Annotated in this window: 18 protein-coding genes; 11 read left to right on the top strand and 7 right to left on the bottom strand. The window is 68.5% G+C overall.

What is annotated here, in order from left to right:
- Positions 1-12: 12 nt before the first annotated feature.
- A complete protein-coding gene (locus FOZ70_RS08225) occupies positions 13-780 on the bottom strand; it encodes a helix-turn-helix domain-containing protein (RefSeq protein WP_021159675.1) in 768 nt (255 codons plus the stop codon).
- Between the two features lie 134 nt (positions 781-914).
- Here FOZ70_RS08225 and FOZ70_RS08220 point away from each other — a divergent pair, with 134 nt between their 5' ends.
- The 7 genes from FOZ70_RS08220 to FOZ70_RS08190 all read left to right on the top strand — a co-directional run bounded on the left by FOZ70_RS08220 (position 915) and on the right by FOZ70_RS08190 (position 8,434).
- Positions 915-1,697 (top strand): crotonase/enoyl-CoA hydratase family protein, encoded by a 783-nt coding sequence (locus FOZ70_RS08220; RefSeq protein WP_219705496.1) that lies wholly within the window; start codon positions 915-917, stop codon positions 1,695-1,697.
- A 79-nt stretch (positions 1,698-1,776) separates the two neighbouring features.
- On the top strand, positions 1,777-2,997 hold the full coding sequence (locus tag FOZ70_RS08215) for a CoA transferase (RefSeq protein ID WP_219705494.1): 1,221 nt from the start codon (positions 1,777-1,779) through the stop codon (positions 2,995-2,997).
- A complete protein-coding gene (locus FOZ70_RS08210; RefSeq protein ID WP_219705491.1) occupies positions 2,994-3,794 on the top strand; it encodes an enoyl-CoA hydratase-related protein in 801 nt (266 codons plus the stop codon). Before FOZ70_RS08215 ends, FOZ70_RS08210 begins: the two co-directional genes overlap by 4 nt.
- 84 nt (positions 3,795-3,878) lie before the next feature.
- Positions 3,879-4,931, top strand: a complete 1,053-nt coding sequence (locus FOZ70_RS08205) for a porin (RefSeq protein ID WP_219705487.1) — start codon at positions 3,879-3,881, stop codon at positions 4,929-4,931.
- A gap of 10 nt (positions 4,932-4,941) precedes the next feature.
- Positions 4,942-6,264 carry an MFS transporter gene (locus tag FOZ70_RS08200; protein WP_219705484.1) on the top strand — a complete coding sequence of 441 codons (1,323 nt, stop codon included), beginning with the start codon at positions 4,942-4,944 and terminating at the stop codon, positions 6,262-6,264.
- 38 nt (positions 6,265-6,302) lie between these two features.
- Positions 6,303-7,457, top strand: a complete 1,155-nt coding sequence (locus tag FOZ70_RS08195; RefSeq protein ID WP_059651570.1) for an acyl-CoA dehydrogenase — start codon at positions 6,303-6,305, stop codon at positions 7,455-7,457.
- A gap of 38 nt (positions 7,458-7,495) precedes the next feature.
- Complete coding sequence (locus FOZ70_RS08190; RefSeq protein ID WP_219705481.1) at positions 7,496-8,434, top strand: alpha/beta hydrolase; 939 nt, start codon at positions 7,496-7,498, stop codon at positions 8,432-8,434.
- Positions 8,435-8,492: 58 nt separating this feature from the next.
- On the opposite strand, the gene prpF is transcribed toward FOZ70_RS08190, so the two are convergent.
- The 4 genes from prpF to prpB form a co-directional block, all read right to left on the bottom strand.
- Positions 8,493-9,686 carry a 2-methylaconitate cis-trans isomerase PrpF gene (gene prpF, locus FOZ70_RS08185; RefSeq protein ID WP_059651567.1) on the bottom strand — a complete coding sequence of 398 codons (1,194 nt, stop codon included), beginning with the start codon at positions 9,684-9,686 and terminating at the stop codon, positions 8,493-8,495.
- A 26-nt stretch (positions 9,687-9,712) separates the two neighbouring features.
- Positions 9,713-12,307, bottom strand: a complete 2,595-nt coding sequence (acnD, locus tag FOZ70_RS08180) for a Fe/S-dependent 2-methylisocitrate dehydratase AcnD (RefSeq protein WP_059651566.1) — start codon at positions 12,305-12,307, stop codon at positions 9,713-9,715.
- 82 nt (positions 12,308-12,389) lie between these two features.
- Positions 12,390-13,562 (bottom strand): 2-methylcitrate synthase, encoded by a 1,173-nt coding sequence (prpC, locus tag FOZ70_RS08175; RefSeq protein WP_031400290.1) that lies wholly within the window; start codon positions 13,560-13,562, stop codon positions 12,390-12,392.
- Positions 13,563-13,677: 115 nt separating this feature from the next.
- The gene (gene prpB, locus FOZ70_RS08170) at positions 13,678-14,571 is read right to left on the bottom strand and encodes a methylisocitrate lyase (protein ID WP_021159664.1); all 894 of its coding nucleotides are present in this window, start codon (positions 14,569-14,571) and stop codon (positions 13,678-13,680) included.
- 170 nt (positions 14,572-14,741) lie between these two features.
- On the opposite strand from prpB, the gene prpR reads away from it, so the two are divergent.
- Positions 14,742-16,724 (top strand): propionate catabolism operon regulatory protein PrpR, encoded by a 1,983-nt coding sequence (gene prpR, locus FOZ70_RS08165; protein WP_021159662.1) that lies wholly within the window; start codon positions 14,742-14,744, stop codon positions 16,722-16,724.
- Positions 16,725-16,771: 47 nt separating this feature from the next.
- Here prpR and FOZ70_RS08160 read toward each other — a convergent pair whose 3' ends face one another.
- Entirely contained in the window at positions 16,772-17,413 is a 642-nt protein-coding gene (locus FOZ70_RS08160; protein WP_219705478.1) for an ABATE domain-containing protein, read from the bottom strand.
- A 253-nt stretch (positions 17,414-17,666) separates the two neighbouring features.
- On the opposite strand from FOZ70_RS08160, the gene FOZ70_RS08155 reads away from it, so the two are divergent.
- Entirely contained in the window at positions 17,667-18,050 is a 384-nt protein-coding gene (locus tag FOZ70_RS08155) for a VOC family protein (protein WP_021159659.1), read from the top strand.
- Positions 18,051-18,239: 189 nt separating this feature from the next.
- On the opposite strand, the gene FOZ70_RS08150 is transcribed toward FOZ70_RS08155, so the two are convergent.
- Positions 18,240-19,088, bottom strand: coding sequence for an ureidoglycolate lyase (locus FOZ70_RS08150; RefSeq protein WP_059487600.1), 849 nt, complete (start codon positions 19,086-19,088; stop codon positions 18,240-18,242).
- 665 nt (positions 19,089-19,753) lie between these two features.
- Here FOZ70_RS08150 and FOZ70_RS08145 point away from each other — a divergent pair.
- Together FOZ70_RS08145 and FOZ70_RS08140 are read left to right on the top strand one after the other, a co-directional pair.
- Positions 19,754-20,575, top strand: a complete 822-nt coding sequence (locus tag FOZ70_RS08145; protein ID WP_042975150.1) for an IclR family transcriptional regulator — start codon at positions 19,754-19,756, stop codon at positions 20,573-20,575.
- A gap of 201 nt (positions 20,576-20,776) precedes the next feature.
- On the top strand, positions 20,777-21,328 hold the full coding sequence (locus FOZ70_RS08140) for a hypothetical protein (protein ID WP_042975149.1): 552 nt from the start codon (positions 20,777-20,779) through the stop codon (positions 21,326-21,328).
- Positions 21,329-21,901 lie beyond the last annotated feature (573 nt).

Below are 21,901 nucleotides of genomic sequence, written 5' to 3'. Positions count from 1 at the left end.
GGCTTCGGCCGGCTAGCCGGACGCCGCATCCGGACGCTGCGCGTCCAGCGCCTCGCGCATCGCCCGCACGATCGCGTCGCGACGCGCGCCGATCCGCTCGACGGGCCCGGCCACCCCCATGGCCAGCGGCAGGCCGTTCCAGCCGTCCGCGATCACCATCGAGATCATCGCGGCGCCCTGCGTGACCGTATGCGCCGAATAGGAATAACCGAGCCGGCGCGTCTGTTCGACCTTGTCGAGCACGACGTCCTCGTCGATCGTCCTGCCCGATTTCCCGATCCGGCGAATGCTGCGCGATACGAGCCGGCGGATCGTGCTGTCCGGCTGAAGGCTCAGCAGCGCCCAGCCGAGCCCCGACATGCAGATCTCGCGACGCGTGCCGATCGGCGCGTAGAACTGGATCGGAATCGTATGCGAGCCCTCGACCGCGTCGATGTACTGCACGTACAGGTCGCTCTGCACCGCGATCACCACCGCCTCGTGCGTGCGCAGCGCCAGCCGTTTCGCGACGGCATGCCAGTGCCGCCGGCTGCCGGCCGCCGAATCGACGAGCGCTTCGCCGAGGTTGACGAGCCGTGCGGTCGGCGCATACGCGTGGGTTGCGTCGTCGTACGAAAGATAGCCGAGCGCCTTCATGCTGGTCAGCAACGCCGCCGCGCTCGACCCCGGATACCCGCAACGCGTGGCGATCTCGCGCACGCTCAGCGGCCGCTGCAATGCGCTGAAGAGTTCCAGCACCTCGAACACGCGCGCCGCGCTCTTGACCACGTTTCCGCTCATCCCGCCCTCTCCGCTGCAACCGGGACGGGCCTTCCACATATGTGGAACGGAATTTCCCGCCGCCAACCGTCGTGACGATACTAGGCTTCGGCCCGCGGCGTGAAGCCCCGCGGCACAGAACACACGGAGACATCATGGCAGCCTTTCTGATCCGTGAACGGCAGGGCCCGATCCTGACCGTCACGATGAACCGTCCCGAAACCCGCAACGCCATTTCGGACACCGATGCGATCGACGCGCTGACCGAATGCTGCGACGACGCGAACCGCGACGAGTCGATCCGCGTGCTGGTCCTGACCGGCGCCGGCACGACGTTCTCGTCGGGCGGCAACGTGAAGGCGATGCGCGCCTTCATGGAATCGGAGTCGCACGATCCTGCCGCGATCCGGTCCAGCTACCGCCGCGGCATTCAGCGCCTTGCACGGGCGTTCCAGCAACTCGAGGTGCCGGCCATCGCGGCGGTCAACGGCCCGGCGATCGGCGCCGGCACCGACCTCGCGTGCATGTGCGACATCCGCATCGCCGCCGACCGCGCGCGCTTCGCCGAGAGCTTCATCGCCCTCGGTCTCGTGCCCGGCGACGGCGGCGCGTGGTTCCTGCCGCAGATCGTCGGCGCCGCCGTCGCCGCGGAAATGTCGTTCACCGGCGATGCACTGGACGCGCAGGCCGCGCTGCGCTGCGGGCTCGTGTCGCGCGTCGTGCCCGACGCCGACCTCCTCGCGCACGCCCACGAACTGGCCGGCCGCATCGCCCGCCACTCGGGCACCGCGCTGCGCCTGACCAAGCGCCTGCTGCTCGAAAGCCGCCATGCAAGCCTCGACACGGTGCTCGACCTGTCGGCGTCGTACCAGGCGTTCGCGCACGCGACCCCGGAACATCGCGCGGCGGTCGACGCACTCTTTGCCGCACGCGGCTGAACCCCGACGCATCACGGCCGTGCAGCCGGCGCGTGCCGGTCTGCCGGCGCATCGCATCCCCATCGAAGGAGACATCGTCATGACCAGCAGTAACGAAGGCGCGCTTGCAGGCGTGCGTGTGGTGGACCTGAGCCGCGTCTATGCGGGGCCGTTCTGCGCGCAGACGCTCGCCGACCACGGCGCGGACGTCATCAAGATCGAACCGCCGCAGGGCGACGAAACGCGCGACTGGGGGCCCGCGATGCCGAACGGCCTCTCCAGCTACTACTGGGGGCTCAACCGCAACAAGCTCAATCTCGCGCTCGACCTGTCGCATCCCGACGGACGCGACGTGCTGTTCCGCCTGCTCGAGACAGCCGACGTGCTGGTCGACAACTTCAAGCAGGGCACGCTCGAACGCTGGGGCATCGGCTACGCAGACTGCCTGCGCGAGCGCTTTCCGCGCCTCGTCCACTGCTCGATCTCCGGATACGGCACCGACGGCCCGCTCGCGCGGTTTCCGGGCTACGACGCCGTCGCGCAAGGCCTCGCCGGCTTCATGTCGATCAACGGCGAACCGGGCGGCATGCCGCTCAAGGTGCCGTTTCCGGTCGTCGATTTCGCGGCCGGCATGAGCGCCGTATCGAGCGTCCTGCTTGCGCTGGTCGAACGGACGCGCTCCGGCCTCGGCCAGCACGTCGACATCGACCTGTTCAGCACGGCGCTGTCGATGCTGCATCCGGTCAGCACGAGCTGGATGGCGACGGGCGAGGTTCCCGTCGCGACCGGCAACGTGTACGGCGCGATCGCGCCGTACGGCGTCTATCCGTGCAAGGACAAGCCGGTCGCGACCGGCGCCGGCAACAATCGCACGTTTGCGCGCCTCGTCGAAGCGCTCGGCGTGCCCGAGCTGGCGCGCGATCCACGATTCGCGACCAACGCGCAGCGCGTCGCGCATCGCGATGCGCTCGACACGCTGCTCGGGCAACTGACCGCCGAGCTGCGTGCCGACGAGGTCGTCGAGCGGCTGATGCAGGCCGGCGTCGCGACGGGGCCGGTGAACACCGTCGCCGACGCGTTCGGCCATCCGCAAACCGCTCGCAACGCGATGTTCGTCGACACCGACACGTACACCGGCGCGGGCATCCCCGCCAAGCTTTCCCGTACGCCCGGATCGATACGCCGGCCGCCGCAGGCGTTCGCCGCCGACACCGACGCCGTGCTCGACGCGTTCGGTATCGACGCGGCCCGTCGGGATGCGTTGCGGCGGGCGGGCGTGCTCCACGACACGCGCGCGAATGCTGCCGGGAGCGCGTCATGACCACGCCGGGCGCATTTTCCTCGCTGACGGGCGACGACGCCCCGTCGATCCTGCGCAACGACGACGACGGCATCGCGTGGCTGACGATCCATCGCCCGCACGTCGCCAACGCGCTGTCCGCCGACGCGATCCGGCGCCTGTGCGACGAACTGGTCACGCTCGACGACAACCCGGCGATACGCGCGATCGTGATCCGGGGTGCCAGCGAACGGGCCTTCAGCGCCGGGATCGACCTCGGCGATCCCGAAATACGCGGGATGCGGCCGATGCGCGGGCTCGCCCGCAACGTGCACGAGCTGATCCTGGAACTGCGCAAGCCGACCATCGCGGCCATCAACGGCTTCGCCGTCGGCGGCGGCTTTGAAATCGCGCTCGCGTGCGACCTGCGGATCGCCGCCGATCACGCGACCTTCGCGCTGCCCGAGGCGCGCGTCGGGATGGGCGCGAACTTCGCGAGCGTGCTGCTGCCGCGCCTGCTGCCGCGCGCGATCGCGATGGAGCTGCTGTTCACGGGCCGCCGCTTCGACGCGGACGAGGCGCAGCGCATCGGCTTGCTGAACCGCGTCGTCCCCGCCGCCGCACTCGACGACACCGTGCGCGAACTGGCGCAGACGATCTCCGAAAACGCGCCGCTCACGATCCGCCGCATCAAGGAAACCGCGACACGCAGCCAGGGGCTGCCGGTGGCCGCCGCGCTGCGGCTGGACGTCGGCCCCGACGTCTACGCGAGCGAGGACCGGATCGAGGGCGCCCGCGCGTTTCTCGAGAAACGCAAGCCGGCATTCAAGGGGCGCTGAACCGACGCGAACGGCAGCACCCCGCGCGCAACCGCTCCCAGAACGCGGGCGCGCCACAACAAGACATGGAACGGAGACACCTTCATGCAACGGAAAGCATTCCTGATCGGCGCGTGCGTGCTGAGCGCCACGCCGGCGCACGCATCGTCGGTCACGCTGTACGGGATCGTCGACAGCTACGTCGAATTCGACCGCATCGGCAGCCTGTCGAGCCTGCGGCAAAGCGGCGGCGGATCGTCGACGAGCCGCATCGGACTGACGGGCGTCGAGGATCTCGGCAGCGGCACGTCGACGAAGTTCGTGCTGGAAAGCGGCTTCTCGCCGGCCGACGGATCGTTCCAGGGCGGCACGCTGTTCTACCGGCAGGCCTACGTGTCGCTGCAGAACACGCGCTACGGCGACCTTCGGCTCGGCCGCCAATACACGCCCGCGTTCTACATCGTGTACGACGGCGACCCGTTCGGGCTCAACGAACGGCTGTCGCCGCTCGCGCTGCTCGCGACGTCGACGGACACGATCACGAGCAACACGACGCCGCCGATTCCGCGCTTCAACCAGGCGGCATCGTATCTGAGCCCCGACTGGAACGGCCTGCGCGTGATGGCCACGTACGGCTTTCCGACGCCCAACGCGCTGTCCACGCAGGCCGGGCGCAACTACGGCGCCGGGCTCCAGTACCGGATCGGCGGGCTCTATCTCGGCGCCGGCTTCCAGGGCGACACGTCGGCCGGCAACCTGGCGCCCGTCGTCTCGCCGTCGACGACGCGCCACTACGTGTTCGCGGCCAACTACGCATTCGCGCGCGTCAAGCTGTATGCCGCGTTCCTGTACGGCGTCGGCACGGCGCCGCACCTGCCGGCGTTCTCGACCGCGAGCGCCGGCGCGTCGATCAACGTCGGCGCGCTCGATCGCATGCTCGTCTCGGTCGTGCGTCGCGACGTGAAAGGCTCGGCGAACGACGCGACCGCGCTCGGCGTCGGCTACGACCATCCGCTGTCGAAGCGCACGTCGCTCTATGCCCGCTATCTGTACGTGAAGAACGGCGGCGACGCCCGCAACACGGTCGCCGTCGGCCTGCAGCCGCAACCGGGCGGCACCGGGCAGGTGTTCGCGCTCGGCCTCGCCCACCGCTTCTGACGGAGTGCCCATGACCCCGACTCTTTCCACGCACGCGGCCGCCGCCGGCGATCAAGCGACGCAGGCGCTCTACCGCCGGATCTCGCGCCGGCTGCTGCCGTTCCTGATCCTCTGCTACACGCTGTCGTTCATCGACCGGATCAACATCGGTTTCGCGCACGCGCAGATGGCCGCCGAACTGCACTTCTCCGACGCCGTCTACGGGCTCGGCGCGGGCATCTTCTTCATCGGCTACATGGCGTTCGAGATTCCGAGCAACGCGCTGCTGGCGCGGATCGGCGCACGCAAGACGATTGCCCGGATCATGGTGCTGTGGGGGCTCGGCTCGGCCGCGACGATGTTCGTCACGACGCCCGCGCAGTTCTACGCGTGCCGCTTCCTGCTCGGCGTGTTCGAGGCCGGCTTCTTCCCCGGCATCCTGTTCCATCTCGGCGCGTGGTATCCGCCGCAGCAGCGCGCAAAGGCGTTCGCGCTGTTCATGACCGCGTTGTACCTCGCCGGGCTGATCGCCGGCCCCGTGTCGGGCGCCATCCTCTCGTTCTTCGACGGCGCCGCCGGCCTGAGCGGCTGGCAGTGGCTGTTCCTCGTCGAAGGGCTGCCGAGCAGCGTACTCGGCCTCGTCGCGCTGCGCTTTCTCGACGACCGGCCGGACGACGCGCGCTGGCTGTCGGACGCCGACAAGGCCGCGCTGCGCGCCGCGCACGCGCACGCCGAAGCCGGCACGCCGGACGCGAACGCGGCACGGCCGCTGCTTGCGCACCGCGATTTCTGGCTGTTGTGCGCGGCCAATTTCGCGATCGCGGCCGCCGGCTACGCGCTCGTGTTCTGGATGCCCGTGATCCTGCATCGCGGCGGCCTGCATGGCGCGATGCGGATCGGGGTGCTGTCCGCGCTGCCCTACCTGTGCGGCATCGTCGGCATGCTCGCGATGGGCTGGCGCACCGAGCGGCGGCGCGAATGGCGCGGGCACGGCGCAGTGGCGATGCTCGCATGCGCGGCCGCGCTCGCCGGGCTGGCGAGCACCACCGGCACTTCGCACCTGATGATCGCACTCTGCGTCGCGGTCGCCACGCACGCCGCGGCGCTGCCCGCGTTCTGGGTGCTGCCGGGGCTCGCGCTGCCGAAACGCTCGATGGCGGTCGCGATCGCGGCGATCACGATGTCCGGCGCGATCGGCGGATTCGCGAGCCCGTTCCTGATGGGCGTGCTCAACACGGCCACCGGGTCGATGCGCGGCGGCCTCTATTTCAACGCCGCGCTGCTCGCGGCCGGCGCCGTCGCCTTGCTCGGCACGCTGCGTACCCGCGCGGTGTCGCGCACGAACGCCGGCTGACGGCATCGACCTCCCTTTACCCACCCTCATCGACTCCCATGAATTTCGACCTTGAACTCGAACACCGGATGATCCGCGACCTCGTCGCACGTTTCGTGCAGGACGAGCTGATCCCGCTCGAAGCAGCGGTCATGGCCCGCGAGGCCGATGGCCAGCGCTTCGGGCTGCTCGACGAAGAACGCGCACATCTCGACGAGCGTTCCCGGCAACTCGGCCTGTGGGGCCTCGACGCGCCGCTCGACGCCGGCGGCTCGGACCTGCCGGCCGTCGCGATGGTCGGCGTCAACGAAGCGATCGGCACGACCGTGACGCCGTACATCCTGCCGCCCGATTCGCCGAACCTGCGGATGCTTTGCGACGTGGCCGACGCCGCGCAGCGCGCACGCTATCTCGAACCGTACGCACGCGGCGTCACGCGTGCCGCGATGGCGATCTCCGAGCCGGGCGCCGGCTCGGACCCGGGCGCGCTGTCGACGACGGCCGTGCGCGACGGAGACAGCTGGGTGCTGAACGGACGGAAGATCTGGATCAGCCACGCGCCCGAAGCCGACTGGACGATCGTGATGGCGCTCACCGATCGAAGCAAGGGCAAGCGCGGCGGCATGTCGGCGTTCATCGTCGACCGCGGCACGCCCGGTTTCATCATCGAACGGCGGATCCCGATGATCGGCGGGCTGTCGACCTACGAAATCGTGCTGGACGACTGCCGCATTCCCGCCGCGCAACTGCTGGGCCAGGAAGGTGCCGGCTTCGCGCCGATGCAGGCACGGCTCGCGAACCGGCGTCTGGAAATGGCCGCATGGTGCATCGGCCGCGCCGAGCGCGCGGTCGCGATGCTGTGCGACCATGCGAAACAGCGCAAGACCTTCGGCGTGCCGCTCGCGGAACGCCAGGCGATCCAGTGGTGGGTCGCCGACGCGCTCACGCAGATCCACGCGTGCCGCCTCATGACCTACGAAGCGGCCGCGCGCGTGGATGCCGGGCAGGATGCACGCACGCAGATCTCGATGGTCAAGGTGTTCGCCACCGAAATGGCGTCGAGCGTCATCGATCATGCGATGCAGGCGCTCGGCGCGATGGGCATGACGAAGGAAATGCCGTTACAGCAGATGGCCAGCGAGGCGCGGCTGATGCGCATCTTCGAAGGCCCGACCGAGGTGCACCGCTGGGTCATCGCGCGCAGCGTGCTCTGACCGCGGTGCACCGCCCACCTTCACGATGGAGCCATGCGTTGGACACCCTGCATCTCGTCGACCCCGAAATCCGCCCGCTGCTCGAGACCTGGCCGACCGTCACGCTCGGCATCGACAACCTCGCGCAGTCGCGCGAACGCGTGCTGCCGCTGCCGCCGCCCGACCTGGCCGGCAGCACGCTCGAACGCCGCACGGTGCCCGGCCCCGCCGGTGCGCCGGACGTGCCGGTCCTCGTCTACCTGCCCGACCATCACGTGCGGCCACTTCCGGCGATCGTTCACCTGCACGGCGGCGGCTTCGTGCGCGGCAACGCGAAGGATCTCGAGGCGGTGCACCGGTCGCTCGTGACGCAACTCGGCTGCGCGCTGATCTCGGTCGACTACCGCCTTGCGCCGGAAACCGCGTTTCCCGGCGCGATCGAGGATTGCTACGCGGCGCTCGCATGGGTCTTCCGCCACGCCGATACGCTCGGCATCGATGCGTCGCGGATCGGCGTGGCGGGCGAGAGCGCGGGCGGCGGACTCGCCGCGTCGCTGGCGCTGCTGGCCCGCGACCGCGGCGAATACCGGCTCGCGTTCCAGCATCTGATCTACCCGATGCTCGACGATCGCACCTGCACGCGCTCGCCGCACCCGCATGCCGGCGAGTTCGTCTGGCACGCGGCCAACAACCGGTTCGGGTGGACCTCGCTGCTCGGTCACGCGCCGGGCATCGACGGCGTGTCGCCCTACGCGGCGGCCGCGCGCGCCACGCGGCTCGACGGCCTGCCGCCCGCGTTCCTGTCGGTCGGCTCGCTCGACCTGTTCCTCGACGAAAACCTCGACTATGCGCAGCGCCTGCTCCGCGCGGGCGTGCCGACCGAACTGCACGTGCTGCCCGGCGGCGTGCACGGTTTCGACATCGTGCCCGGCGCGCGCATCGCCGAAACGGCGCGCCGCCTGAGCCACGACGCACTGCGCCGCTTCCTGCACGGCTGACGAAAACGACGCGGGCGGCCGAAGCCGCCCGCATCTGCGCCGATACCACCGGCCACGATCAGAACGCGTCGCCCGGCACCCGCACCCAGCCTTCCATCAGCACGCGCGCGCTGCGGCTCATGATCGCCTTGGTGACGGTCCACTCGCCGTTCTCCTGCTGCTGCGCTTCCGCGCCGACGCGCAGCGTGCCCGACGGATGCCCGAAGCGCACCGCGTTGCGTTCGCCGCCGCCCGCCGCCAGGTTGACGAGCGTGCCGGGGATCGCCGCGGCCGTGCCGATCGCAACCGCCGCCGTGCCCATCATCGCGTGGTGCAGCTTGCCCATCGACATCGCGCGCACCAGCAGGTCGACGTCGCCCGCCTTCACGCGCTTGCCGCTCGACGCGACGTAATCGGCCGGCTTCGCGACGAACGCGATCTTCGGCGTGTGCTGCCGCGTCGCGATTTCATCGAGCGTGTCGATCAGGCCCATGCGCAGCGCGCCGTGCGCGCGGATCGTCTCGAACTTCTCGAGCGCCTTCGCATCGCCGTTGATCGCGTCCTGCAGCTCGGTGCCCGTATAGCCGATCGCTTCCGCCTCGACGAAGATCGTCGGGATGCCCGCGTTGATCATCGTCGCCTTCAGCGTGCCGACACCCGGCACCGCGAGATCGTCGACGAGGTTGCCGGTCGGGAACATCGAGCCGCCCGCGCCTTCTTCCTCGGCGGCCGGGTCCATGAATTCGAGCTGCACTTCCGCGGCCGGGAACGTGACGCCGTCCAGCTCGAAGTCGCCCGTCTCCTGCACCGCGCCGTTCGTGATCGGCACGTGCGCCACGATCGTCTTGCCGATGTTCGCCTGCCAGATCCGCACGGTCGCGATGCCGTCGCGCGGCACGCGCGACGGATCGACGAGCCCGCCGCTGATTGCGAACGGGCCGACGGCCGCCGACAGGTTGCCGCAGTTGCCGGTCCAGTCGACGAACGCGCGGTCGATCGCAACCTGCCCGAACAGGTAGTCGACGTCGTGGCCGGGCCGCGTGCTCTTCGACACGATCACCGTCTTGCTGGTGGACGACGTCGCGCCGCCCATCCCGTCGATCTGCTTGCCGTACGGATCGGGGCTGCCGATCACGCGCAAGAGCAGCGCGTCGCGCGCGGCGCCCGGCGCCTGCGCGGCATCCGGCAGGTCCTGCAGCCGGAAGAACACACCCTTGCTGGTGCCGCCGCGGATATAGGTCGCGGGAATCCTGATTTGAGGAATGTGAGCCATGTTTGCGTTATCCCTGTGTGCGCCGGTCAGGCTGCCTGCGACGATTCGAGGAAGTCCTGCGCGAAACGCTGCAGCACGCCGCCCGCCTCGTAGATCGACACTTCCTCCGCCGTATCGAGCCGGCACGTCATCGGCACCTCGACGCGCTCGCCGTTCCTGCGGTGAATCACGAGCGTCAGGTCGGCGCGCGGCGTGCGCTCGCCGATCACGTCGAAGGTTTCGGTGCCGTCGATGCCGAGCGTCGTCCGGTTCGTGCCGGGCTTGAACTCGAGCGGCAGCACGCCCATCCCGATCAGGTTCGTGCGGTGGATCCGCTCGAAGCCTTCGGCGGCGATCGCCTCGACGCCCGCGAGCCGCACGCCCTTCGCGGCCCAGTCGCGCGACGAGCCCTGGCCGTAGTCGGCGCCGGCCACGACGATCAGCGGCTGCTTGCGATTCATGTACGTCTCGATCGCTTCCCACATCCGCATGACCTTGCCTTCCGGCTCGACGCGCGCGAGCGAGCCCTTCTTCACCGCGCCGTCGACCACCGCCATCTCGTTGATCAGCGTCGGGTTCGCGAAGGTCGCGCGCTGGGCGGTCAGGTGGTCGCCCCGGTGCGTCGCGTACGAGTTGAAGTCCTCTTCCGGCAGGCCCATCTTCGCGAGATATTCGCCGGCCGCGCTATCCAGCAGGATCGCGTTCGACGGCGACAGGTGGTCGGTCGTGATGTTGTCGCCGAGCACCGCGAGCGGGCGCATGCCCTGCAGCGTGCGTTCGCCGGCCAGCGCGCCTTCCCAGTACGGCGGGCGGCGGATGTACGTGCTCTGCGGGCGCCAGTCGTACAGCGGCGCGGCGCGCTCGCCCGCATCGGCGCTGCGCGCGAACATCGGCTCGTAGACCTTGCGGAACTGCTCGGGCTTCACGCTCGACGCGACGATCGCGTCGATCTCCTCGTCGGTCGGCCAGATGTCCTTCAGCGTGACGGGCTTGCCGTCCTGATCGTGGCCGAGCACGTCCTTCTCGATGTCGAAGCGGATCGTGCCGGCGATCGCATACGCGACGACGAGCGGCGGCGACGCGAGGAACGCCTGCTTCGCATACGGGTGGATGCGGCCGTCGAAGTTGCGGTTGCCGGACAGCACGGCCGTCGCGTACAGGTCGCGATCGACGATCTCCTGCTGGATCTTCGGGTCGAGCGCACCCGACATCCCGTTGCAGGTCGTGCACGCGAACGCGACGATGCCGAAGCCGAGCTTCTCGAGTTCGGGCAGCAGGTTCGCTTCTTCCAGGTACAGCTCGACCGCCTTCGAGCCGGGCGCGAGCGAGCTCTTCACCCACGGCTTGCGCGTGAGGCCGCGCGCATTCGCGTTGCGCGCGAGCAGGGCCGCCGCAATCACGTTGCGCGGGTTGCTGGTGTTCGTGCAGCTCGTGATCGCGGCGATGATCACCGCGCCGTCGGGCATCTCGCCCGCCTTCTCTTCCCACTGGCCGGCGATCCCGCGCGCGGCGAGATCGGACGTCGGCAGCCGCTTGTGCGGGTTCGACGGGCCGGCCATGTTGCGCACGACGCTCGACAGGTCGAACGTCAGCGTGCGCTCGTATTGCGCGTTCGCGAGCGTATCGGCCCACAGGCCCGCCGCCTTCGCGTAGGTCTCGACGAGCTTCACCTGCTCGTCGCTGCGGCCGGTGAGGCGCAGGTAGTCGGTCGTCTGGCCGTCGATGAAGAACATCGCGGCCGTCGCGCCGTATTCGGGCGCCATGTTCGAGATCGTCGCGCGATCGCCGAGCGTGAGGCTCGCCGCGCCTTCGCCACGGAATTCCAGATACGCGCCGACCACCTTTTCCTTGCGCAGGAACTCGGTCAGCGCGAGCACGATGTCGGTCGCGGTGATGCCGGGCTGGCGCTTGCCGGTCAGCTCGACGCCGACGATGTCGGGCAGGCGCATCCACGACGCGCGGCCCAGCATCACGTTCTCCGCTTCGAGCCCGCCGACGCCGATCGCGATCACGCCGAGCGCGTCGACGTGCGGCGTGTGGCTGTCGGTGCCGACGCAGGTGTCCGGGTACGCGACGCCGTCCTGCGCCTGGATCACCGGCGACATCTTCTCGAGGTTGATCTGGTGCATGATGCCGTTGCCCGGCGGGATCACGTCGACGTTCTCGAACGCCTTCTTCGTCCACTCGATGAAGTGGAAGCGATCCTCGTTGCGGCGATCCTCGATCGCGCGGTTCTTCGCGAACGCGTCCGGATCGAAGCCGCCGCACTCGACGGCGAGCGAGTGGTCGACGATCAGCTGCACGGGCACGACCGGGTTCACCTTCGCCGGGTCGCCGCCGCCATCGGCGATCGCGTCGCGCAGGCCCGCGAGGTCGACGAGCGCCGTCTGCCCGAGGATGTCGTGGCACACGACCCGCGCCGGGAACCACGGGAAGTCGCGTTCGCGCTTGCGCTCGATGATCTGCTTCAGCGAATCGGCGAGGATCGCCGGATCGCAGCGGCGCACGAGGTTTTCGGCGAGCACGCGCGACGTGTACGGCAGCGTGTCGTAGGCGCCGGGCGCGATCGCGTCGACCGCGGCGCGCGCGTCGAAATAGTCCAGCGACGTGCCGGGCAGGGGTTTGCGGTTGGCGGTATTCATGATGTGGGGCGGAATTCGGGGTAAGACGTGCCGCGCGCGCCGGCAGCCCGCATCACGGGCGCCGGCGCGCGCGGCGGGCGTTTCAGCGCTTCTCGATCGGCACGAACTGCAGGTCTTCCGGACCGGTGTAGTTCGCGCTCGGGCGGATGATCTTGTTGTCGATGCGCTGCTCGATGATGTGCGCGCTCCAGCCCGACGTGCGCGAAATCACGAACAGCGGCGTGAACATCGCGGTCGGCACGCCCATCATGTGATACGACACCGCGCTGAACCAGTCGAGGTTCGGGAACATCTTCTTCGCTTCCCACATCACCGATTCGAGGCGCTCGGCGATGTTGTACAGCTTCAGGTCGCCCGCTTCCTTCGACAGCTTGTGCGCGACGCCCTTGATCACCTTGTTGCGCGGATCGGAGATCGTGTAGACCGGGTGGCCGAAGCCGATCACGACTTCCTTGTTCTCGACGCGGCGGCGGATGTCGGCTTCGGCGTCGTCCGGCGAGCTGTAGCGGCTCTGGATTTCATACGCGACTTCGTTCGCGCCGCCGTGCTTCGGCCCGCGCAGCGCGCCGATCGCGCCGGTGATCGCCGAGTAGATGTCCGAGCCCGTGCCCGCGATCACGCGGCCGGTGAACGTCGATGCGTTGAATTCGTGCTCCGCGTACAGGATCAGCGACGTGTGCATCGCCTCGACCCACGACTTCGACGGCGTCTTGCCGTGCAGCAGGTGCAGGAAGTGGCCGCCGATCGAGTCGTCGTCGGTTTCCGTCTCGATGCGCTTGCCGTTGTGCGAGAAGTGATACCAGTACAGCAGCATCGAACCGAGCGATGCCATCAGGCGGTCGGCGATGTCGCGCGCGCCCGGCAGGTTGTGGTCGTCCTTCTCCGGCAGCACGGTGCCGAGCACCGACACGCCCGTGCGCATCACGTCCATCGGGTGCGCGGACGCCGGGATCTGCTCGAGCGCGGCCTTCAGCGCGTTCGGCAGGCCGCGCAGCGCACGCAGCTTGGTCTTGTATGCGGCCAGTTCGGTCAGGTTCGGCAGCGTGCCGTGAACGAGCAGGTGCGCGATTTCCTCGAATTCGCACGACTCGGCGACGTCGAGAATGTCGTAGCCGCGATAGTGCAGGTCGTTGCCGGTCTTGCCGACCGTGCACAGCGCCGTGTTGCCGGCCGTCACGCCCGACAGCGCGACCGACTTCTTCGGCTTGAATGCGCCTGCGGCGGCCGGTGCTGCTGCGTCTTTCGTCTCGCTCATCTTTCCGTTCTCCAATGTGTATCGGGGGTGTCATGTCCGCCGGGCGCGGCACGGGTGCGCGCGGCCCGGTTTCATGCAAGTCGTTCCGGGAATCGTGCCCGGCACGCGGGCCGCGTTACTTCTTGCCCTGCGCGAACAGCTCGTCGAGCTTGCGCTCGTATTCGTGATAACCGAGGAAGTCGTACAGCTCGGCGCGCGTCTGCATGGTCGGCACGGCCGCCTTCTGCGTGCCGTCGCGACGCACCGTCTCGTAGAAATTCAGCGCGGCCTTGTTCATCGCGCGATACGCGCCGCAGCAATACAGCGCGATGTCGACGTTCGCCTCGCGCAGTTCGTCGGTGGTGAAGAACGGCGTCGAACCGAACTCGGTCAGGTTCGCGAGGATCGGCACCTTCACGGCCGCCTTGAAGCGGCGATAGTCGTCGAGCGTCTTCATCGCTTCCGGGAAGATCATGTCCGCGCCGGCTTCGACGTAAGCCACCGCGCGCTCGATCGCCGAGTCGATCCCTTCGGCCGCGGCCGCGTCGGTGCGCGCCATGATCACGAACTGGTCGTCGGTGCGGGCATCGACCGCAGCCTTGATGCGGTCGGCCATTTCGTCGGTCGGCACGACTTCCTTGCCCGGACGGTGGCCGCAGCGCTTCTGGCCGACCTGGTCTTCCATGTGCACGGCCGCGACGCCGGCCTTGATGAACGAGCGCACCGTGCGCGCGATGTTGAACGCGCCGCCCCAGCCCGTGTCGATGTCGACCAGCAGCGGCAGGTCGGTCGCGTTGGTGATCCGGTTCGCGTCGATCAGCACGTCTTCCATCGTGCTGATGCCGAGGTCGGGGATCCCGAGCGAGTTCGCGGCGACGCCGCCACCCGACAGGTACACGGCCTTGAAGCCGACGGCCTGCGCCATCTTGGCCGCGTATGCGGTGATCGCGCCGACCACCTGCAGCGGCTGCTCCGCCGCGACTGCCGCGCGGAATTTCGCGCCGGCGCTCTGAAGATGCGTGTTGCTCATGAACGGCCTCCTGATGGAATGCCTGATAACAGCAAGGACCGGGCCAGCCCGCGGAATGTCGCTAACCCACTGATTCTTAAGCAACCGGCACGGGCAGTGCTGCACCCGGCGATTTCAATTCAGCAATTTCAAGTTTCAAAAATGAAATCGCGCGCGCATAATCGGCCGTCATGGACCTCTCCTCGACCAAGCCCGTCGGCCCGGCGGATCGCGCGGCACGCCCGCGCATCTGGGCGATGGGCATCAGCCGACTGCGCGAACTCTTTCGCGAGATCGCCGGCGAATTCGACGAACGCGCCGACGTGCGCATCGTGACGCGCGCCTATGAGGATGCGCTCAGCGCGATCGCCGAGGCCGGCACCGCGCGGCCCGACGTTATCGTCGCGGCCGGCTCGAACGGCGGCTTCCTGAAGACGCGTGCGCAGGTGCCCGTGGTGGTCGTGTCGCCGACCGGCTTCGACGTGATGCAGGCGCTCGCGCGCGCCCGGCGCGACGCGTCGCGGATCGCGCTCGTCAGCGCCGGCGAAACGCCGCCCGAAGTGCGCCGTTTCGTCGCCGCATACGGCCTCGACGTGCAGTTTGCGTCATATCAGACCGCGCAGGAAGCGGAAGCCTGCGTGCACGAGCTGCGCGACCGCGGCATCGAGACGATCGTCGGCCCCGGCCTCGTCACCGATCTCGCCGCCAGCGCCGGCATGGGCGCGGTGTTCCTGTATTCGCACGCGTCGGTGCGCAAGGCCGTCGATACGGCGCTCGAAGTCGCATACGCGACGCATGCCGAGGCGTTCCGCCGCCAGCGGCTCGACAACCTGCTCCAGCACCTGCGCGACGGCGTGGTCGCGCTCGACGCGCGCGGCCGCGTGGAGGCGATCAACGAGCGGCTCGCGTCGGCGCTCGGGGTCGAACCCGCGGCGGCCGTCGGCCGCGCGCTCGTCGACCTGCGGCCCGAGTTGCGCACGCTGCGCGGCGAGGACGGCGACGCGCTCGCGACCGTGCGCGGCGTGCGCTACGTCGTGCATCGCGGGCCGCTGGTCGATCGCGGCGTCACGTCGGGCAGCGTGCTGACGTTCCAGGAATCGCGCGCGGTCGAACGCCTCGACCGCGCACTGCGTTCGCAGCCCACCACGCAGCAGTTCGCGGCGCGCTACGCGCTCGACGACGTGGTCGGCGCATCGGCGCCGATGGCGCGCGTGCGCGATCTCGTGCGCCGCTACGCGAAATCCGACGCGACCGTGCTCGTGCTCGGCGAAAGCGGCACCGGCAAGGAAATGATCGCGCAGAGCCTGCACGCGCTGTCCGCGCGGCGCAGCTACCCGTTCGTCGCGGTCAATTGCGGTGCGTTTCCGGAAGCGCTGCTCGAAAGCGAGCTGTTCGGCTATGAGGAAGGCGCATTCACCGGTGCGCGGCGCGGCGGCAAGACCGGCCTGTTCGAAGCCGCACACCGCGGCACGCTGTTTCTCGACGAGATCGGCGAGATGCCGCCGTCGCTGCAGAGCCGGCTGCTGCGCGTGCTGCAGGAGCGCGAGGTAATCCGCCTCGGCTCGACCGAGCCGATCCGCATCGACGTGCGCGTGATCGCCGCGACGCACCGTCCGCTGCTCGCCGCCGTCGAGGCCGGCACGTTCCGTGCGGATCTCTATTACCGGCTCAACATCCTGAACGTCGGCCTGCCGCCGCTGCGCGAGCGCGCCGCCGACATCCCCGCGCTCGCGGCCACGCTGCTCGTGCAGGCCGCACGACGCGAACCGCGGCTCGCCGAGCGCCTGCGCGACGCCGACGATGCCGCGCGCGTGCTCGGCGCGACACAGGCCGTGCTCGCGCGCTACCGGTGGCCCGGCAACGTGCGCGAACTGCAGAACGTGATCGAGCGGATCGCGGTGGAGCTGGCCGAGGAAGCCGACGAAAACGACCCGGCCGCCGCCTGCGGCACGCTCGATCCCGACGCGCTGCAGGCGATCGCGCCCGAGTTGTTCGCGGCCCCGCCCGACGCGGCCGACGCCGACGATGCGCAGACGCTGCACGCACGCCGCCGTCGCGCGGAAGCCGACGAGATCCGCGCGGTACTCGACGCGTGCGGCGGCGACCGCGATCGCGCATGCGCGATGCTCGGCATCAGCAAGACGACGCTGTGGCGGAAGTTGTCGGTGAAATAGGCAGGCCGGATGCGGCGCGCCGACGCGCGCCTGCGTAACGAGGAACGTCAGTCGACCTTGTGATAGTGGCGATACGCCTTCGCGCGATTGCCGCACGACGACATCGAACACCAGCGGCGGCTGCCGTTCTTGCTGTCGTCGATGAACAGCCACTGGCAGGCGTCGTTCGCGCAACGCTTGACCTTCGCGAGCCGCGCGCCGCCAAGCAGGTCGATCGCCGACCACAGTACCGGGCTCAGCAGCGCCGCGAGCGTGGCGCCCGCGCCGCCGATCCGCCACGCATAGGCGCCGTCGATGCGCGCCAGCGCGACGCGCGGCGCCGCTTCCGCCAGGAAGCCGCCGAGCAGCGCCAGATCGTCGGCGTGCGGCTCGCGCTGCTCGGCCTGCGCATGAAACAACCGATAAAGCGCCTCGCGCAGTGTGAGCGCCCGCGCGAGCATCGCCGGCTCGTCATCCTTGTCCCGCATTCGACACGCGTCGGCCAGGGCGGACGGTACGCCCGCCTGCTCGCGGCACCACGTCAACAGGTCGTCCAGCGTCCCGAAGGTCTCCGTCGGCGTGTCGGCGCCGCGCCAGTACAGCGTATTCGCGAAATCGATGCTCAGCGTTTCCGGCGGCGCCGGAATCAGGCAGTCCGTCGTGACGGAAGGTTGCGTTTTGCTCATGACGCGATCGTATCTAACCAGCATGCCGGTTGACAAGCATCCGGACGCTTTCTAACATAACCGGCATGGTGGTTAAAAACCGGTTGGCCGCACTGCGCCCTTTCAGTTCAAGGAGACACAGATGATCGATCGCCTTTTCTTCAGCGTTATCCACAACGACCGCAGCCGGGTGTTCGACGACAGCGCACCCGGCGCGCTCCGCTACAAGCGGCTGGCATGGTGCTTGTAGGCAGGTTTGCCGTACTGACGTCCCCTCTTCAGTTCAAGGAGCCCACAGATGATCGATCACCTTTCCTTCGGCGTCGCCCACATCGGCCGCAGCCGCACGTTCTACGACAGCACGCTCGGCGCGCTCGGCTACAAGCGGCTGTATAGCGACGACGGCTCGATCGGGTACGGCGAGACCGAGCCGGTGCTGTGGCTGCAGCATGCGGCTCGCCCCATCGCCGCCGATCCCGACTCCGGGCTGCACCTGTCGTTCAAGGCCGCGTCGCCCGTCGAGGTCGACGCGTTCTACCGCGCCGCGCTCGAGCACGGCGGCCAGGACAACGGCGGGCCCGGCAAGCGCGAGCACTACGGCCCCGGCTATTACGCGGCGTTCGTCGTCGATCCCGACGGATATCGGCTCGAAGCCCATTGCGAGCTGGACAACGTCGTCTGATCCGGTTCGCACCGACGCGGGTGAACGACAAGGGCCCGATTCCGCCTCGCGCGGAATCGGGCCCTTGTCCTTGTTTATGCTGCATCGAGGTTCGGTCGCGACGCTCGCCGTAGGCAAGCACGCCGATGCCGGGCGGCGCGGCCGGCTCGCGGCTGATTGCCCCGCGATCCGCCCGCACCGGGCACGCGCTTACTGCGCGTTGCGCGTGCTCTGCAACTGCTCGCCGAGCCCGTCGATCCCGAGGCGTACCTTCTGGCCGGCCTTCAGGAACACCGGCGACGGCTTGATGCCCATCCCGACACCCGGCGGCGTGCCCGTCGTGATCACGTCGCCCGGCTGCAGCGTCATGCAGCTCGACAGATAGGCGATCAGCTGCGCGACGGTGAACACCATCGTGCGCGTGTTGCCGTTCTGATAACGGTGGCCGTCGACCTCGAGCCACAGGTCGAGACGCTGCGGATCGGGCACCTCGTCACGCGTGACGAGCCACGGACCGATCGGGCCGAACGTGTCGAAGCCCTTGCCCTTGTCCCACTGGCCGCCGCGCTCGATCTGCCATTCGCGCTCCGACACGTCGTTGACGACGCAGTAGCCCGCGACGTAATCGAGCGCGCGCGCTTCGTCGACGTCCTTGCAGGTCGCGCCGATCACGACGCCCAGCTCGACCTCCCAGTCCGTCTTGACCGAACCCTTCGGGATATCGATGCCGTCGTTCGGGCCGCAGATCGAGCTCGTCCACTTGCCGAACACGACGGGCTCCTTCGGCACCGGCATGCCGGCTTCGGCCGCGTGATCGGCGTAGTTCAGGCCGATGCCGATGAACTTGCCGACATGGCCGACGCACGCGCCGATGCGCGGCTCGCCCGACACGAGCGGCAGCGTGGCCGGATCGATTGCGCGCAGACGCGCAAGACCCGCGTCGGACAGCACATCGCCGGACAGATCCGGCACATGCGCCGACAGGTCGCGAATCCGGCCATCCGCGTCGAGAATACCGGGCTTTTCCTGGCCGGACGGGCCATAGCGAAGCAGTTTCATCGTGCTCAACCTCTGTTGTCGAATGGGACAGGATACCGGCCAACGCGGCCCTTCGCGGCCACGTGCCGGACTGATTGTCGATCGTCGATTGCGCGCGTCGGCGCCGCATCCGGCATGCCGTTCGACGCGCGAGGGTCGCGCGGGCGCAGCGATCGTGGCGCCACACGGAAGTATGGCGCGCATCGAACGGGCGGCCGCCGGTCTGCGCATCGGCGACGACGGCCCGGCACCCGCGCCATGGCCCGGCCTGTACCGGCCGGCGTCACGCGCGGCCGCACCGTCGCTGGCCCGCCAGTCTTTGTACCATCGGCCGCGCGCGATGAAATGACGCGCGACGGATACCGACTATTGGTGCACCCGCGGGCGCTGCGGCGCAGCATCGCGGACGGCGCTGCCGCCCGATTTCCTTTCGAATACCTTGAACCGGTGCCACCTGTCATGAATACCGGGTATTCGGGGCTTCCCTGTCATCCTGAAAACGAATTGATCCGTTCTTGTCAGGTAACGATCGGTAAAAAGACGCTGCATTGCACACTAATTGTTTGTTGTTAAGCTCGAACGGATGGCGTGCGTCGCCACACGCGAGCCCGACACAGGCGAAGTGCAGAATCGGTCAGCGTGCGTCGCCAATCGATCGACAGTCATCCCCCAACCTCACACCGACAATGCAAACAACCAACGACCTGCTTCCCGGCTGCGACGCACGGGAATCGATGGGCGCAATCGACCGTTATCGCGCACCCGCGCTCGACAAGGGTCTCGACATCCTCGAACTCCTGTCGGAGCAGAAAGAAGGCCTCACCCGCACCGAAATCACGAAGGAACTCGGCCGCAACGCGAGCGAGATCTACCGGATGCTCGAACGCCTCGTCGCGCGCCGCTACGTGATGCGCTCGACCGGCGGCGACCGCTATACGCTCAGCCTCAAGCTGTTCTCGCTCGCGCACCGGCATCCGCCGATGAGCCGGCTGATCGCCGAGGCGCTGCCGCCGATGCAGCGCTTCGCCGATTCCTCCGAACAATCGTGCCACCTGTCCGTCTACGATCGCGGCAACCTGCTCGTGATCGCGCAAGTCGACGGGCCCGGCCCGTGGGGGGTGTCGGTCCGGCTCGGCTCGCGCATCGGGCTCGCCGATACCGCATCGGGGCGGGTCATGCTGTCGTTCCAGGGCGCCGAGCAGCGCGCGCACATGCTTGCGGAGCATCGCAAGGTTAAGGGCGAAGCGCCGCTGAACGAGCAGGAACTCGCGTACGCGTGCCAGTCCATCCGGCAGGCCGGCTACCTGCGCCAGGACAGCCGCCAGGCGTACGGCGTGACCGACCTGACCGCGCCGATCCTCGGGCCGTCCGGCCATGCGATCGCGGTGCTGACCTGCCCGTACATGCGCCGGATCGATGCGCACATGGCGCCATCGGTCGACGCAGTCGTCGAAGGGTTGCGCGAAACGGCCGCCCATCTGTCGATGTGCCGCGCCGAAACCTGCTGACATAGCCGACCCTGCCGACACGCAGGCTCGTCGGAACGCACCGGGTACGGCGCGATTGCGCCGATCCCGGCCGCCCGCGATCACGCCGGTGCGAGGCGCGAGGCGCGACGGACGGTGCCATATCGTGCGTCCACGGCGCTACGCTAAAATAGCGGCCCTCTCAAAAACTACGGCGGCCGGTTGTCGCGGCCGTCGTGTCCGATGGATGTCATGGCCAAACTTCTGAACGATCAAGAATTCCAGCGTTTCTCCGAACTTCAGCAGAAGCAGGCAAGCTTCACGATCACGCCCGAGGAGGCGGACGAACTGCGCGATATCGTCGCGCGCGCGCAGAAGAAGCGCGACGATCGTGCCGCCGCGATGCAGGCGATCGAGAACTACATCGAGCAGTTCGACATCACGCCCGACGAGCTCTTCTCGCCCGAGCAGATCGGCGACGCGGCCCGCACCTACGGGCTCATCACGGCGACCAAGAAGGAACGCACGCTGCCGCCGACGATCACGTTCAACGGCAAGCCGTACCAATGGACCAAGACGCTTCCGGACGACGTGCGCGGCGCGCTGTTCGAAGCATTCACGTCCGGCGAATCTGTCAAGCGCTTCATCGCGATGCCGAAGGACATCGCGCGCTGCGCGCTGACGATCGCCCGCCTCGAGCGCGAAACCGGCGCCGTCTATGCCGATCCGCACCTCGAGGAACTCGCGATTTCGCGTGACCAGGTGAACGACGCGGCGGCGAAACTCGCTGCCTGAATGTAAGTGCGGGCACGGTTCATGCGTGCCCGCGCCCTGCATGACGCCGACCTTGGCCGGCGTTGCGCTTGCGCTAGCCGTGCGTCCGGACACTCCCGAAAAGCCTCACCTTGGCGTCCCGCAAGCGCTCACCCACCCCTCCCGAAAAAGCTCACCAAGGCTCCCGGAAATCCTCACCGAAGCCTCCCGGATGTGCTCACCGATACGTCCCGCAGCCCCTCACCGATGCGCCCCGGAAAGGCTCACCGACGCCTCCCGCAGGTACTCACCGGCCACTCCCGGGAAGGCTCACCGAATGCTCCCGTATTGGCTCACCTCGACCATCCCGGAGAAGCTCACCGGCGGCTCCTGAAAAATCTCACCTTTTGGGCAGACTCGAATTTTCGAGGCTCAAATACAGCGGCAAATACGTGTGGGTACCTCGCGGAAAACTGCGCTGCGGGACCGATATTGCGGCAAACGGTACGCGTCTCGCGATGCCTGCCGTATGCGCGTCGTTGTTTCCGTCGCGAACAGGCAGCGGCACGTTCGCCGTCGTTTCGCTCACAAGACCGGTTCGAATGCCCGGCATTC

Source organism: Burkholderia sp. COPS, assembly GCF_019425585.1.
Lineage (GTDB): Bacteria > Pseudomonadota > Gammaproteobacteria > Burkholderiales > Burkholderiaceae > Burkholderia > Burkholderia cepacia.
The sequence above is the reverse complement of the archived record's forward strand: the minus strand, read 5'-3'. Positions and strand labels throughout refer to the sequence as shown.

Coding starts and splice junctions, on each gene's coding strand:
- FOZ70_RS08225 (WP_021159675.1), bottom strand. CDS start 780: ATGAGCGGAAACGTGGTCAAGAGCGCGGCGCGCGTGTTCGAGGTGCTG.
- FOZ70_RS08220 (WP_219705496.1), top strand. CDS start 915: ATGGCAGCCTTTCTGATCCGTGAACGGCAGGGCCCGATCCTGACCGTC.
- FOZ70_RS08215 (WP_219705494.1), top strand. CDS start 1,777: ATGACCAGCAGTAACGAAGGCGCGCTTGCAGGCGTGCGTGTGGTGGAC.
- FOZ70_RS08210 (WP_219705491.1), top strand. CDS start 2,994: ATGACCACGCCGGGCGCATTTTCCTCGCTGACGGGCGACGACGCCCCG.
- FOZ70_RS08205 (WP_219705487.1), top strand. CDS start 3,879: ATGCAACGGAAAGCATTCCTGATCGGCGCGTGCGTGCTGAGCGCCACG.
- FOZ70_RS08200 (WP_219705484.1), top strand. CDS start 4,942: ATGACCCCGACTCTTTCCACGCACGCGGCCGCCGCCGGCGATCAAGCG.
- FOZ70_RS08195 (WP_059651570.1), top strand. CDS start 6,303: ATGAATTTCGACCTTGAACTCGAACACCGGATGATCCGCGACCTCGTC.
- prpF (WP_059651567.1), bottom strand. CDS start 9,686: ATGGCTCACATTCCTCAAATCAGGATTCCCGCGACCTATATCCGCGGC.
- acnD (WP_059651566.1), bottom strand. CDS start 12,307: ATGAATACCGCCAACCGCAAACCCCTGCCCGGCACGTCGCTGGACTAT.
- prpC (WP_031400290.1), bottom strand. CDS start 13,562: ATGAGCGAGACGAAAGACGCAGCAGCACCGGCCGCCGCAGGCGCATTC.
- prpB (WP_021159664.1), bottom strand. CDS start 14,571: ATGAGCAACACGCATCTTCAGAGCGCCGGCGCGAAATTCCGCGCGGCA.
- prpR (WP_021159662.1), top strand. CDS start 14,742: ATGGACCTCTCCTCGACCAAGCCCGTCGGCCCGGCGGATCGCGCGGCA.
- FOZ70_RS08160 (WP_219705478.1), bottom strand. CDS start 17,413: ATGCTGGTTAGATACGATCGCGTCATGAGCAAAACGCAACCTTCCGTC.
- FOZ70_RS08155 (WP_021159659.1), top strand. CDS start 17,667: ATGATCGATCACCTTTCCTTCGGCGTCGCCCACATCGGCCGCAGCCGC.
- FOZ70_RS08150 (WP_059487600.1), bottom strand. CDS start 19,088: ATGAAACTGCTTCGCTATGGCCCGTCCGGCCAGGAAAAGCCCGGTATT.
- FOZ70_RS08145 (WP_042975150.1), top strand. CDS start 19,754: ATGCAAACAACCAACGACCTGCTTCCCGGCTGCGACGCACGGGAATCG.
- FOZ70_RS08140 (WP_042975149.1), top strand. CDS start 20,777: ATGGATGTCATGGCCAAACTTCTGAACGATCAAGAATTCCAGCGTTTC.